13 protein-coding genes are annotated in these 12,925 nt (G+C 67.3%); 7 read left to right on the plus strand and 6 right to left on the minus strand.

The features are described 5' to 3' along the window. Positions 1-47: 47 nt before the first annotated feature. Both ACFJI2_RS17885 and ACFJI2_RS17890 read right to left on the minus strand, forming a co-directional pair. On the minus strand, positions 48-824 hold the full coding sequence (locus ACFJI2_RS17885) for a uracil-DNA glycosylase family protein (RefSeq protein WP_377701231.1): 777 nt from the start codon (positions 822-824) through the stop codon (positions 48-50). Positions 825-874: 50 nt separating this feature from the next. Further along, the gene (locus ACFJI2_RS17890) at positions 875-1,486 is read right to left on the minus strand and encodes a LysE/ArgO family amino acid transporter (protein ID WP_377701232.1); all 612 of its coding nucleotides are present in this window, start codon (positions 1,484-1,486) and stop codon (positions 875-877) included. Between the two features lie 112 nt (positions 1,487-1,598). Between ACFJI2_RS17890 and ACFJI2_RS17895 the strand changes: the two genes are divergently transcribed. From ACFJI2_RS17895 to ACFJI2_RS17920, 6 genes are all read left to right on the plus strand, one after another. Then, positions 1,599-2,543 carry a LysR family transcriptional regulator ArgP gene (locus ACFJI2_RS17895; protein WP_377701233.1) on the plus strand — a complete coding sequence of 315 codons (945 nt, stop codon included), beginning with the start codon at positions 1,599-1,601 and terminating at the stop codon, positions 2,541-2,543. Between the two features lie 105 nt (positions 2,544-2,648). After that, positions 2,649-3,872: an efflux RND transporter periplasmic adaptor subunit gene (locus ACFJI2_RS17900; protein ID WP_377701234.1), complete on the plus strand. Its 1,224-nt coding sequence runs from the start codon at positions 2,649-2,651 to the stop codon at positions 3,870-3,872. After that, positions 3,869-4,567 (plus strand): ABC transporter ATP-binding protein, encoded by a 699-nt coding sequence (locus ACFJI2_RS17905; RefSeq protein ID WP_377701235.1) that lies wholly within the window; start codon positions 3,869-3,871, stop codon positions 4,565-4,567. The genes ACFJI2_RS17900 and ACFJI2_RS17905 overlap by 4 nt, the downstream gene beginning before the upstream one ends. A gap of 12 nt (positions 4,568-4,579) precedes the next feature. Further along, positions 4,580-5,737 (plus strand): ABC transporter permease, encoded by a 1,158-nt coding sequence (locus ACFJI2_RS17910; protein ID WP_377701236.1) that lies wholly within the window; start codon positions 4,580-4,582, stop codon positions 5,735-5,737. Next, positions 5,737-6,915, plus strand: a complete 1,179-nt coding sequence (locus ACFJI2_RS17915; protein ID WP_377701237.1) for an ABC transporter permease — start codon at positions 5,737-5,739, stop codon at positions 6,913-6,915. The genes ACFJI2_RS17910 and ACFJI2_RS17915 overlap by 1 nt, the downstream gene beginning before the upstream one ends. Positions 6,916-7,132: 217 nt before the next feature. Continuing rightward, positions 7,133-8,719 carry a diguanylate cyclase gene (locus tag ACFJI2_RS17920; RefSeq protein WP_377701238.1) on the plus strand — a complete coding sequence of 529 codons (1,587 nt, stop codon included), beginning with the start codon at positions 7,133-7,135 and terminating at the stop codon, positions 8,717-8,719. Positions 8,720-8,722: 3 nt separating this feature from the next. Here ACFJI2_RS17920 and maiA read toward each other — a convergent pair whose 3' ends face one another. The 3 genes from maiA to ACFJI2_RS17935 are packed head-to-tail and all read right to left on the minus strand — an operon-like array spanning position 8,723 to position 10,938. Beyond that, positions 8,723-9,367 (minus strand): maleylacetoacetate isomerase, encoded by a 645-nt coding sequence (gene maiA, locus ACFJI2_RS17925; protein ID WP_377701239.1) that lies wholly within the window; start codon positions 9,365-9,367, stop codon positions 8,723-8,725. Then, positions 9,364-10,398, minus strand: coding sequence for a fumarylacetoacetate hydrolase family protein (locus ACFJI2_RS17930; RefSeq protein WP_377701240.1), 1,035 nt, complete (start codon positions 10,396-10,398; stop codon positions 9,364-9,366). Before ACFJI2_RS17930 ends, maiA begins: the two co-directional genes overlap by 4 nt. A gap of 3 nt (positions 10,399-10,401) precedes the next feature. Beyond that, complete coding sequence (locus ACFJI2_RS17935; protein ID WP_377701241.1) at positions 10,402-10,938, minus strand: VOC family protein; 537 nt, start codon at positions 10,936-10,938, stop codon at positions 10,402-10,404. Between the two features lie 88 nt (positions 10,939-11,026). Here ACFJI2_RS17935 and ACFJI2_RS17940 point away from each other — a divergent pair, with 88 nt between their 5' ends. After that, a complete protein-coding gene (locus ACFJI2_RS17940) occupies positions 11,027-11,920 on the plus strand; it encodes a LysR family transcriptional regulator (RefSeq protein ID WP_377701242.1) in 894 nt (297 codons plus the stop codon). A gap of 15 nt (positions 11,921-11,935) precedes the next feature. Here ACFJI2_RS17940 and ACFJI2_RS17945 read toward each other — a convergent pair whose 3' ends face one another. Further along, on the minus strand, positions 11,936-12,850 hold the full coding sequence (locus ACFJI2_RS17945; RefSeq protein ID WP_107871009.1) for a LysR substrate-binding domain-containing protein: 915 nt from the start codon (positions 12,848-12,850) through the stop codon (positions 11,936-11,938). Between the last annotated feature and the right edge of the window lie 75 nt (positions 12,851-12,925).

Genomic DNA, 12,925 nt, shown 5'->3' on the forward strand with positions numbered 1-12,925 from the left:
CTTGACCAATTTTGTCAGGCACCCCTGGCAAGCACCTTGCTTGCCCCTCAGGCGCGCAGCAGCCGCAGCGGCCCGAACAGGGCGTGCATATCGCGGTTGCCGATAAATGACAGGTTATACGGGTGCTCGGCCACGATCTGCGGCAACGCCTGCACCACCGGCAAGCGGTTCAGCTGCTCGGCGATCTTCCCCCACAACACCAGCGTCGGCCGGGACGGCTGCAAGGCGGCAATCACGGTCTCGAAGAAGGGCAGCCAGGCCTTGGCGTCTTTCGCGGGAGCAACATGGGGGCGGAACACCAGCGACGCGTTCAGCAGCAAAAAGCCGTGCGCGGTGAGCTTGTGCTGGATTTCAGCCAGCGTCTGGGTGGCGCCGGGGGCATGGCGCGACTGCGCGGCCACGGCCGCCAGGGCGGCGCCGGCGGTATTGTCGGCCGTCAGCTGGCCATCCGCCACCAGCAGCATTTTCATGAAATTGCGCAGCGAGGTGGCCTTGTTGACCGGCTTGGACAGGCCGCCGCCCTGCTCGTCCGACCACAGCCCCTTGACGGCGCCGTCCATGAAGCAGACGCCGGTGGCGCTTTCCGCGCGCGGGTATGGCCCCTCTCCCACCAGCACGTAGCGCACCTGCTCCAGCGGCAGCTGGAAGGCGGCAAACAGGCGCAGTTCGGTGGGCAGGTACTGATCTTCGGCGAGGGCCGGCAGATAGGCCGGATCGGCCGCCGCCATCGCTGCCAGGCCGCGCAGCAGGACCGGGCGCCAGGAGGCGTCTGCACGGTCCAGCGCTTGCAGTATCGGGGCTGGGAGGGGCGGTGTATTAGGCATGGGGCAAGATTTTACCGCAGCGCCGCAAACCGCGCTTGCGGCCGGCCGATTCAGCCCATGATCAAGCCCGCCGCCAGCGCCAGCATGATGAACCCGGTCAGCGCTTCGATGCCTTTCCATACCAGCGGGCGCTGGAACACCTCGGACAGGCGGCTGGCGCCAAAGCCCAGGGCTGTGAACCACAGCAGCGAGGCTGTCATGGCGCCGACCGCGAAACTGGCGCGCTGGTGCTGCGGGTAGTTGCCGCCCAGCGTGCCGAGCAGCACCAGCGTGTCCAGGTAGACGTGCGGGTTGAGCAGCGACAGGGCCAGCACGCTGACCAGCGCGCGCTGCAGGCTGGGCGGCACAGCGCCCTGCTTCACCTCCAGCGCATCCGCGCGCAGCATCGAGGCCCAGCTGCGCAAGCCGTACCACACGAGGAAGGCCGCCCCGCCCCAGCGCGCCAGGCCCATCAGCAGCGGCGACTCCTGGATCAGCGCCCCCATGCCGGCCACCCCGGCCGCGATCAGCACCACGTCGATCAGGATGCAGATGGCGACCGTGGCCGCCACGTGCTGGCGCCGCACGCCGACCCGCAATACATGGGCATTCTGGGCGCCGATGGCCATGATCAGGCTGGCGCCCAGGCCCATGCCGTTGAGGAAGACGTGCGGAGTGAACATGGCAAGCTCGCTGTTGAGTGGAGATGTGGCCATTTTCCCCGGCTTGCCGCATTAGATGAAGCTGGATTAATATTGTTCAGGATACTTAAGAATTGCTAATCTGGAGGACGCCATGCTGCCCGACACCCGCCAGGCCGAAGCCCTGCTGGCCATCATCGACACCGGCAGCTTCGAGCAGGCCGCCGCGCTGCTGCACGTGTCCGCCTCGGCCGTGTCGCAGCGGGTCAGCGCGATGGAGGTGGCGCTGGGCACGCCGCTGGTGATACGCAGCCGGCCGTGCCGCCCCACCAGCGCCGGCCAGAGGCTGGTGCAATACCTGCGCCGCAGCAAGCTGCTGGAAGAGGAGTTCCTGTCTGGCCTGCAGGAAGACGACGCGCGCCCGCTCAGCGTGTCGCTGGCCGTCAACAACGACACGCTGGGCACCTGGCTGCTGCCCGGCCTGGCGCCTTTCCTGATCGCGGAAAACATCCTGCTCGACCTGTCGCTGGACGACCAGGACCACACCTACACGCTGATGGAGCGCGGCCAGGCGCTGGCGGCCATCTCCACCGAGGCGCAAGCCATGCGCGGCTGCGTGGCCCAGCCGCTGGGCGTGATGCGCTACCGCATGATGGCCACGCCCGCGTTCGCCGCGCGCTGGTTCCCGGACGGGCTGGGCCGCCAGGCCGCGCTGAAGGCGCCGATGATGGTATTCGACCGCAAGGACCTGCTGCAGGCCAACTTCATGCAGCGCGAATTCGGGCTGCTGCCGGGCAGCCATCCCTGCCACTACATTCCCGCCAACGAAAGCTTCCTGCGCTGCATAGACCTGGGCATGGGCTACGGCATGGTGGCCGAGCAGCAGTTCGGCGACCGCCTCGCCAGCGGCGCCCTGATCGATCTGGCGCCCGGCAAGCACACCGATGTGGCGCTGTACTGGCACACCTGGCGTGTGCAATCGCCCCGGCTGGAACGACTCAGCGCGGCGATCCTGGAAGCCGGCCGGCGCAGCCTGCTATCCTCGCCGCCGGCGCGCCATCACACCCAACCAGCCCAGCAAGCCCGGCCCCGCGCCTAGCCTCAGCCGGCTGCCCGGCCCCGGTACGGGCGTTGCGACGCGCATACCGGCACGCGCCGCCGCCAACTGGCTATACTGACAACAATTCGACCGACGAGGCAAGCAATGTCCACTCCTTCCGACCTTTCCAGACTGAAGATAGAGCGCGGCGCCCAGGCGCAAGTGCCGGGGCAGCGCGCGCGCCGCCGCAAGTGGATCAAGATCGGGCTGGCGGTGCTGGCGCTGGCCGCCGCCGCTGCCGTCGTCAGCCGCCAGGCCGGCGGCAAGGCGGAGGTGGAGACGGTGACGGTGTCGCAGGCCTGGCCATCGCAGAACTACACGCTGCTCAACGCCACCGGCTACGTGGTGGCGCAGCGCAAGGCGGCGCTGTCGTCCAAGGCCACCGGGCGGCTGGAGTGGCTGGGCGTGCTGGAAGGCTCGCGCGTGAAAAAGGACGAAGTCGTCGCCCGGCTGGAGAACCGCGACGTGAGCGCCACGCTGGGCCAGGCGCAGGCCAACATCAAGGTGGCGCAGGCCAACCTCGAGCAGGGCCAGGCCGAGCTGCAGGACGCGCAGCAGGCTTTCAAGCGCGCCGGCGAACTGCTGGGGCAGAAGTTCATCGCGGCGGCCAGCTACGACGCCGCGCAGGCGCGCTACAACAAGGCCAGGGCGGCTGTCGCGGCGCAGCGCGCGGCCATCGCCGCCGCGCAGGCCAATGCGCAGTCGGCCCAGGTGGCACTGGACCAGACGGTGATCCGCGCCCCGTTCGACGGCGTCATCCTCACCAAGAGCGCGAACGTGGGCGACAACATCACGCCGTTCTCCTCGGCGGCCGACAGCAAGGGCGCCGTGGTCACCATCGCCGACATGGACACGCTGGAGGTGGAGGCGGACGTGTCCGAATCGAGCCTGTCGAAGATCAAGGTGGACCAGCCGGCCGAGATCCAGCTTGACGCCTTCCCCGAGCTGCGCCTGGCCGGCGTGGTGTCGCGCATGGTGCCGACCGTGGACCGCAGCAAGGCCACCTTGCTGGTCAAGGTGCGCTTCGTCGAGCGCGACGCGCGCGTGCTGCCCGACATGAGCGCCAAGGTGGCCTTCCTGTCCAAGCCGGTGCCGGCCGGGGACAAGGCGCCGGTGACGGCCGTGCAGCCCAGCGCCATCGCCACGCGCGACGGCAAGCCGGTGCTGTTCGTGGTGGCGGACGGCAAAGTGCGCCAGACGCCCGTGACCAGCGGCCGCAAGGTGGGCGAGCTGGTGGAAGTGACAGGCGTGAAGCCGGGCGACAAGGTGGTGTCCAACCCGGACGCCAGGCTGCACGACGGCCAGCCCGTCAGCGTGGCGAAGAAATGACGGCGCCCGGCAGCGCACCGCTGGTGCAGATCGAGCACCTGGTCAAATCCTACCAGCGCGGCGGCCAGCACGTGCCGGTGCTGACCGACATCACGCTCGACATCCAGGCCGGCGATTTCACGGCGCTGATGGGACCATCCGGCTCCGGCAAGAGCACCCTGCTGAACCTGATCGCCGGGATCGACAAGCCGGACTCCGGCCTGCTGCGCGTGGACGGGCTGGACATCGCGTCCATGTCGGAATCCGACCTGGCGCACTGGCGCGCGGCCAACGTCGGCTTCATCTTCCAGTTCTACAACCTGATGCCGGTGCTGTCCGCCTTTGAAAACGTGGAGCTGCCGCTGCTGCTCACGCCCCTGTCCCGCCGCGAGCGGCGCGAGCGCGTGGAGCTGACGCTGTCGATGGTGGGTCTGTCGGACCGCATGGATCACACGCCCAACGAGCTGTCCGGGGGCCAGCAGCAGCGCGTGGCCATCGCGCGCGCCATCGTCACCGACCCGACGCTGATCGTAGCCGACGAACCCACCGGAGACCTGGACCGCCAGTCCGCCGCCGAAGTGCTGGCGCTGATGCAGCAGCTGAACCGCGAACTGGGCAAGACCATCATCATGGTCACGCACGACGCGCACGCGGCGCAGCAGGCGAGCACGCTGATCCACCTTGAAAAAGGTGAGCTGATCGCCGCACCGGCCTAGGCAAAACGCGCCATGTACCTGCTCAAGCTGATTGCCAAGAACGCCCTGCGCCACAAGCTGCGCACGGCGCTCACGGTGCTCGGCCTGGTGGTGGCCACGCTGTCCTTCGGCCTGCTGCAGACGGTGGTGGACGCGTGGTACGCGGGCGCCGAGGGCGCCTCCAACACCACGCTGGTCACGCGCAACGCCACCTCGCTGGTGTTCCCGCTGCCGCTGGCCTACCAGGCCCGCATCCGCGCCGTGGAGGGCGTGACCGGCGTGGGCTACGCCAACTGGTTCGGCGGCGTGTACAAGGACCCGAAGAACTTCTTCGCGCAGTTCGCCATCTCCGGCCAGAGCTACCTGGACATCTACCCCGACTACCTGCTGCCCGAGGAGGAGCGCGCCGCCTTCCTGCGCGACCGCAAGGGCGCCATCGTCGGCCGCAAGCTGGCCAGGCAGTACGGCTTCAAAGTGGGCGACACCATTCCCATCAAGGGCACCATCTATCCGGGCCAGTGGGACTTCGTGATACGCGGCATCTACGACGGCAGGCAGGACTCGACCAACACCGCCACCATGTTCTTCCACTGGGACTATGTGAACGAAGGCCTGAAGAAGCTCTATCCGCGCCGCGCCAACCAGGTGGGCGTGTACATTGTGCGCATCGCGCGCGCCGAGGACGCGGCCGCCGTCTCCAATGTGATCGACAGCCAGTTCCGCAACTCGCTGGCCGAAACGCTCACTGAAACCGAGAAGGCCTTCCAGCTCGGCTTCGTGTCGATGTCCGAAGCCATCGTGGTGGCGGTGCGGGTCGTGTCCTTCGTGGTCATCGTCATCATCATGGCGGTGATGGCCAACACCATGGCCATGAGCGCACGCGAACGGCTGGGCGAATACGCCACGCTGAAGGTGCTGGGCTTCGGTCCCGGCTACCTGGCGGCGCTGATCTTCGGCGAATCGCTGCTGCTGTCCCTGTTCGGCGCCGCGCTCGGCGTTGCCCTGCTGTTTCCGCTGGCTGCCATCATCGGTTCCGCCATGGGCACCATGTTCCCGGTGTTCCAGGTGGCGCCGCTCACCCTGCTGCTGCAGGCGCTGGCGGCCTTGCTGATCGGCCTGGTGGCCGGTGTCGCGCCCACCCTCCGCGCGGTGCGCGTCAACATCGTCGAGGGGCTGAGGAGCATAGGCTAATGCGCATTCCCCTCTCCTACATCGCGCGCAACCTGTGGGCGCGGCGCCTGACCACCGTGCTGACGGCCAGCGGGCTGGCGCTGGTGGTGTTCGTGTTCGCCACGGTGCTGATGCTGGACGAGGGCCTGCGCACCACGCTGGTCACCACCGGCGAATACGACAACGTGATCCTGATACGGCGCTCGGCGGAGAGCGAAGTGCAGAGCGGCGTGGACCGCGTGCAGGCCAACATCGCCGCCAGCAACGCGGCCATAGCGACAGGTGCGGACGGCCAGCCCATGCTGTCGAAGGAGACGGTGGTGCTGATCTCGCTGCTCAAGCGCAACAGTAGAGGCAACCCGGACAAGCCGTCCAACGTGGTGATACGCGGCATAGACCAGCGCGGCCTGGTGCTGCGGCCGCAGGTGAAGCTGAGCGCCGGCCGCATGTTCCGGCCCGGCGCGTCCGAAATCGTGGCCGGCGCCAGCATCGCCAAGCGTTTCGCCGGCGCCGGCATCGGCGAGAAGCTGCGCTTCGGCCAGCGCGAATGGACCGTGGTGGGCCTGTTCGACGCGGGCAACAGCGGCTTCGATTCGGAGATCTGGGGCGACGCGGACCAGCTGATGCAGGCCTTCCGCCGCAACGGCTACTCGTCCATGGTGCTGCGCCTGGCCGACAGCGCACTGTTCGAGCGCTTCAAGCAGGAGATCGAATCGGACCAGCGCCTGACGCTGGAGGCCAAGCGCGAGCAGACCTTCTATTCAGACCAGTCGCGCGCGCTGTCCACCTTCATCAGCATCCTGGGGCTGACCCTGTCCATCATCTTTTCGATCGGCGCCATGATAGGCGCGGCCATCACCATGTACGCGTCCGTGGCCAACCGCACCGGCGAAATCGGCACGCTGCGCGCGCTGGGCTACCAGCGACGCAACATCCTGGCCGCTTTCCTGGCCGAGTCCATGCTGCTGGCGGTGGCAGGCGGCGCCGTGGGGCTGGTGTTCGCCTCCTTCATGCAGTTCCTGTCCTTCTCCACCACCAACTTCCAGTCCTTCTCGGAACTGGCGTTCGGCTTCCGCCTGAACGGCGCCATCGTCGTCAAGACCTTGCTGTTCGCGCTGGTGATGGGTTTCATCGGCGGTTTCCTGCCCGCCGTACGCGCCGCGCGCATGAAAATCGTGGACGCTTTGCGCGCAGCGTAAGCTACTTTGTGTCACACTATGTTGGTCACAAGAAAAGACTCGGCGCGACCACCGCCGCCAGCCTATGCACTCGCAGCCATCCTGTCATGCCGCTCCCGGCCTCCCTCTGCCATTACGCCGCCGTTCCAGCGCGCCGGCGGCATGGCTAGCCGTCTGCCTGATTGTCCTGCTAGGCCTGCTTGGCGCCGGCCCGGCCCGCGCAGCCGAGGCGCGCAAGGTGCTGGTGCTGTACTCGCTGGGCTCCGACTCGGCCTCGGTATGGCAGCAGCTGGTGCATAAAGGCCTGTACGACGAACTGGCCAGCAAGCGCTGGGGCGACGTGCCCGACATCTTCGAAGAGCGCTTCGACTCGATCCGCGTGGGCGAACAGGCCTCCCTGGACAGCATGGAGCCGTATCTGCGCATCAAGTACGCCAACGTCAAGCTGGATGCCATCGTTACTGAAAACTACCTGGCGGCCGGCTTCCTGAACAGCCACCCGGAACTGTTCCCCGGCGTGCCGCGCTATTACGTGAACCACGGCCGCCGCAACTGGCGCCCGGGCGACGGCGAGGCGCTGGAGCTGGCGCCGGACTACGGCCGCATGCTGGGCGTGATACCGCTGGTGGCGCCCAACGTCAAGCGCATCGTGGTGGTGGGCGACCAGACGCCGCGCGTGCAGGAGTGGATCGCCGGCGTGCGCGCCGCGTCGCGTCCATACAGCAAGCAGATCACTTTCGACTACTGGGACCAGCAGAGCTTCGCTGACCTGTACCGGCGCGCCGGCATGCTGGGCGGCGACACCGCCATCCTGCTGTTCGCCACCTACCGCGACAGCACCGGCGCCAAGGGTTTTCCGTCCGACGTGACGCGCAAGCTGGCGGCCGTGTCGCCGGCCCCCATCTTCACGCATGTGGAATCGCTGGTATTGCCGGGCATTGTGGGCGGCTATGTGCTGAGCGGCGAAGCCATCGGGCGCGTGATCGCGCGCATCCTGCACGGACAGCCGGCCGACCTGAGCGGCGTGCAGCGCTACATCTTCGACTACCCGACCGCCGAGCGGCACCAGCTGCGCAACCTGCCGTCCGAAGCGCTGCTGCGCAACCGCGAGGTGGGCGTGTGGGAGCTGTACCGCTGGCAGATCATCGTGGGCGGCACGCTGATCCTGCTGGAAGGCGTACTGATCACGGTGCTGGTGCACGTGCTGCGCTCGCGCCGCAACGCGCTGGCGGCGCTGAACGACGAACGCAACAACCTGGAAGACCGGGTGCTGCAGCGCACGCTGGAGCTGCTGATGGTGAACACCAAGCTGGAACAGCTGGCCACCACCGACCCGCTGACCGGCATCGCCAACCGGCGCAGGATGACCGAGCAGATCGCCAAGGAGCTGGACCGCGCGCGCCGCTACAAGCATCCGCTGGCGCTGCTGATGGTGGACATCGACCACTTCAAGCGCATCAACGACACCTACGGGCACGACGCGGGCGACCAGGCCATCGTGGCGGTGGCGGGCGCGCTGTCGGCGGGCATGCGCAGCATCGACCTGGCGGCGCGCTTCGGCGGTGAGGAGTTCGTGCTGCTGATGCCGGAGGCGTCGCTGGAGACGGCGGGCGGCGCGGCCGAGCGGCTGCGCGAGACGGTGTCGCAGTTGCGCATTGAAGTCGATGGCGGGCTGCAGATTTCCATGACCATCAGCGTGGGGGTGGCGGCTTCGTATCCGCAGGATGCGCCGGACTCGGCCTCCTCCTTGCTGGTGCGGGCCGACAAGGCGCTGTACCGGGCAAAGAAGGAAGGCAGGGACCGGGTGGTGCTGGGGGCCGGGTGACGGCTACTCCGCGTCCGGCTGCTGCGCAGGGTGCGCGGCCTGGAACGCCGGCAGCGCGGCGCAATTGGCGGCGATGCGCGCGACGTTCGGGTACGGCTCCAGGTCCACTTCAAAGCGCTCCGCATTGAACACCTGCGGCACCAGGCAGCAGTCCGCGATGGTCGGCGTGTCGCCGTGGCAGAAGCGGCCGGTGGCGCTGTCGCGCGCCAGGTGCGCCTCGAACGTGGCCAGGCCCAGGCGCATCCAGTGCCTTATCCAGTCCAGCTTGGCCGCCTCGTCCAGCTTGAGCGTGTGCACCAGGTACCTCAGCACGCGCAGATTGCTGAGCGGATGCGTGTCGCAGGCGATGGTCATGGCCAGCGCGCGCACGCGGGCGCGCCCCGCCGCGTCGGCGGGCAGCAACGGCACTTGCGGATGCTGCTCCTCCAGGTATTCCATGATGGCCAGCGACTGCGTCACCAGCGTGCCCTCGTCGTCCAGCGCAGGCAGCAGCGCGCCCGGATTCACTTCGCGGTAAGCCTGTCCCAGCTGCTCGCCGCCGCCGCGCAGCAGGTGCACCGGCACCGCCTCGTACGGCAGCCCCTTCAGGTTCAGCGCAATGCGGACGCGGTAGGCGGCCGAGCTGCGGAAGTAGGTATAGAGCTTCATGCGCCCTGCTCCCGGCGCTCGCTGTAGTGCGCCACGGTCTGGTCGATGGCGCCGAAGATGCTGGCGCCGTGCGCGTCGAACATCTCGATGCGCACGCTGTCGCCGAACTTGAGGAAGCCGGTGGCCGGCTTGCCGCCTTCGATGGTTTCGTACATGCGCACTTCGGCCAGGCAGCAGTAGCCCACGCCGCCGTTGGCGATGCTGGAGCCGTGCAGGCTGCCCTGCTTGTTGGAAACGGTGCCGGAACCGATGATGGTGCCGGCCGCCAGCTCGCGCGTCTTGGCGGCGTGCGCCACCAGCTGGGCGAAGCTGAAGGTCATGTCTTCGCCGGCGTTCGGCTTGCCGAACGGCTGCGCATTCAGGTGCACGGTCAGCGGCAGGTGCAGCTTGTTGCCGGCCCAGTGCGCGCCCAGTTCGTCCGGCGTGACGGCCACCGGCGAGAAGGCGCTGGCCGGCTTGGAGTTGAAGAAGCCGAAGCCCTTGGCCAGCTCGTTGGGGATCAGGTTGCGCAGCGATACGTCGTTCACCAGCATCACCAGGCGGATGGCCTTCGCCGCGTCGGCGTCGCTGGCGCCCATCTTCACGTCGCCGGTGATGACCGCCACTTCGGCTTCCAGGTCGATACCCCAGTCTTCCGACAGCGCGTAGATACCGTCGCGCGGGCCGACGAAGCTGTCCGAGCCGCCCTGGTACATCAGCGGGTCGGTGTAGAAGGAGGCCGGCACGTCGGCGTTGCGCGCCTTGCGCACCAGCTCCACGTGGTTGATGTAGGCCGAGCCATCAGCCCACTGGTAGGCGCGCGGCAGCGGCGAGTGGCAGGCCGCTTGGTCGAAGGGCTGCGCATCGGCCGCGCGGCCTTCGTTCAGGGCGGCGTACAGCGCGGCCAGCTGCGGCGCGCTGAAGTCCCAGTTGTCCAGCGCCGCTTGCAGGGTGGGCGCGATGCCGGCCGCGCTGACGCACTGCTGCAGGTTGCGGCTGACGACGACCAGGGTGCCGTCACGGCTGCCATTTTTCAGGGTGGCTAATTTCATTGCTTATTCTCCGGTGGCGGGGGCGTGCATCCAGGCTGCGTGCTTGGGCGCCTTTTTGGTTTTCGACCATTCTTCCAGCATTTCCCATTTGACCTCGTCCAGCTTGCGCATCATTTCCGGGGTGCCGGTGTTGACGGACAGCTCCAGGCGGTGGCCGTTCGGGTCGAAGAAGTAGATCGACTTGAAGATGGTGTGGTTGACGGGGCCGATCACGTCGATGCCGGCGGCGCTCAGGCGCGCCTTCGCCTCCAGCAGCTCGTCCATGGTGTCCACTTCCATGGCCAGGTGCTGCACCCAGGCCGGCGTGTTGTGGTCGCGGTCCATTTCCGGCTGGGTGGGCAGCTCGAAGAAGGCCAGCACATTGCCGTGGCCGGCGTCCAGGAACACGTGCATGTAAGGGTCCGGCGCCTTGGTGGACGGCACCTCGTCTTCGGCGATGGCCAGCACGAAGTCCATGTTCAGGTGCTTGACGTACCACTCGACGGTTTGCTTGGCGTCCTTGCAGCGGTAGGCGACGTGATGGATTTGCTTGATTTTCATGGTGGTCTCCCGAGGATATAACGGTATTAGAATCCAGAATCAGATATCATACAAACGGTATTTTTCAATCGATTTATCGGATTTCCCTATGAGTCCTACATTGCGCCAGATGCGCGCCCTCGTCGCCATCGCCAGGACCGGCAGCTTCACGCTGGCGGCCGAGTACCTGAACCTGACGCAATCGTCGCTGAGCGGCCAGATCAAGGAGCTGGAGCAGACGCTGGGCGTGAAGGTGGTGGAGCGCAACACGCGGCGCGCGCAGCTGTCCGAGCTGGGGCGCGAGCTGTATCCGCTGTTCGACAAGATGCTGCAGGACCTCGATGGCGCGATGGCCGATATCGCCAACCGCAAGGCGCTGAAGAAGGGCACGGTGCGCGTGGCGGCGCCGCAGATGATGGCCTGCACCCTGCTGCCGGAGGTGATCGCCGCTTACCGCGCGGCCTACCCGGCGGTGCAGGTGATGCTGGTGGACTGCCCGGTGGAGAACGTGTCCGGCCGCGTGTTCAGCGGCGAGGTGGACTTCGGCATCGGCCCCGAGCGCGATCCGGCGGCCGAGATCGCGGCGCAGCTGCTGTTCGAGATGCCGTTCGTGCTGGTGCTACCGGTGGGCCATCCGCTGGCGGGCAAGGACAGCGTGACGTGGGGCGACGTCAACCAGCATCCGCTCATCGCGCTGCAGGGCCAGTTCACCGAGCGCCTGCTGCGCGACGTGGCGCTCAATCCCTACAATGAAGTGACCTTCATGACCACCGCGCTGGCCATGGTGAACGCGGGCCTGGGCGTGACGGCCTGCCTGCCCTACGCGGCGCCGATGGTGAAGCTGTACGGCCTGCAGATGCGATTGCTGCGCGAACCGGAGCTGACGCGGCGCTTCTTCGTCTACACCAAGAGCGCGCGCTCGCTGTCGCCGGCGGCGCAGAGCTTTGCCGATTTCCTGTTCCAGTTCGTGCAGGCGCACGAGTGGAACATTCCGCAGTCTTGATCAACCCGGCCTGGCTCAGGCCAGGCAGCAGTTGTTCTGGTAGCCCAGCACCAGCTCGTCCAGCAAGCCGCGCACCGCCGGCACCAGCCCACGGCGCGACGGGAACACCGCGTGCACCAGGCGGAAAGGGAAATTCAGCTGCGGCAGCACGCGTTCCAGCTGGCCGCTGTCGAGGTCGGCCTGGACCTGCGCCTGCGGCAGCTGCGCCACGCCCAGGCCGTCGATGGCCGCCAGCTTAAGCGTGGGCATGTCGTCCGTCACCATGCGCGGCGCGTGCGTGACGCTGACGCTGGCACCGGCCACATTGATGAAGTTCCACACGAATTTGTCGCCCGGGCGCGCCATGGCCAGCGTCGGGATGTGCGCCAGGGCCGCAGCGTCCGCCGGGCGCGGCAGCTGCTCGAACAGGCGCGGGCTGGCCACCAGGATGGGCTCGGACCGCGCCAGCACGCGCACGGCCAGGTCGCTGTCGTCCAGCGGCGGCGTGCGCACCCGCAGCGCGATGTCGATGCCTTCCTCGATCACGTCCACCCGGCGGTTGGTGGCGTCGATGGCGATGCGCACCAGCGGATTGGCGGCCAGATACTTGGCAATGATGCAGCCGACGCCGTTTTGCAGCAGGCCGAGCGGCGCACTCAGGCGCACCAGGCCCTGCGGCGTGGAGCGGGTGCGTTCGATGGCGTCGCGCGCCGCCTGCGCCTCGGCCACCACGGCGGCGCAGTGCCGGTAGTAGGTCTGGCCGGCTTCTGTGACGGAAATACGACGCGTGGTGCGGTTCAGCAAACGCACGCCAAGGTCTTTTTCTAGGGCAACTATGTGCCTGCTGAGCTTGGACGCCTGCATGCCCAAGGCCACTGCCGCCGCGCTGTAGCCGCCATGTTCGACAACTTTAGCGAAGAGATACATGTCGTTGAGGTTATCCGCTGCCATTTTGTAAAGCCTGATTATTCTAAATTTGCAAAAGTGATTTGCATTATCCCCTCTTCCGCGGCGATTGTTGCAGGT

Source organism: Pseudoduganella sp. UC29_71 (genome assembly GCF_042693265.1).
In the GTDB taxonomy this organism is placed as follows: domain Bacteria; phylum Pseudomonadota; class Gammaproteobacteria; order Burkholderiales; family Burkholderiaceae_D; genus Rugamonas.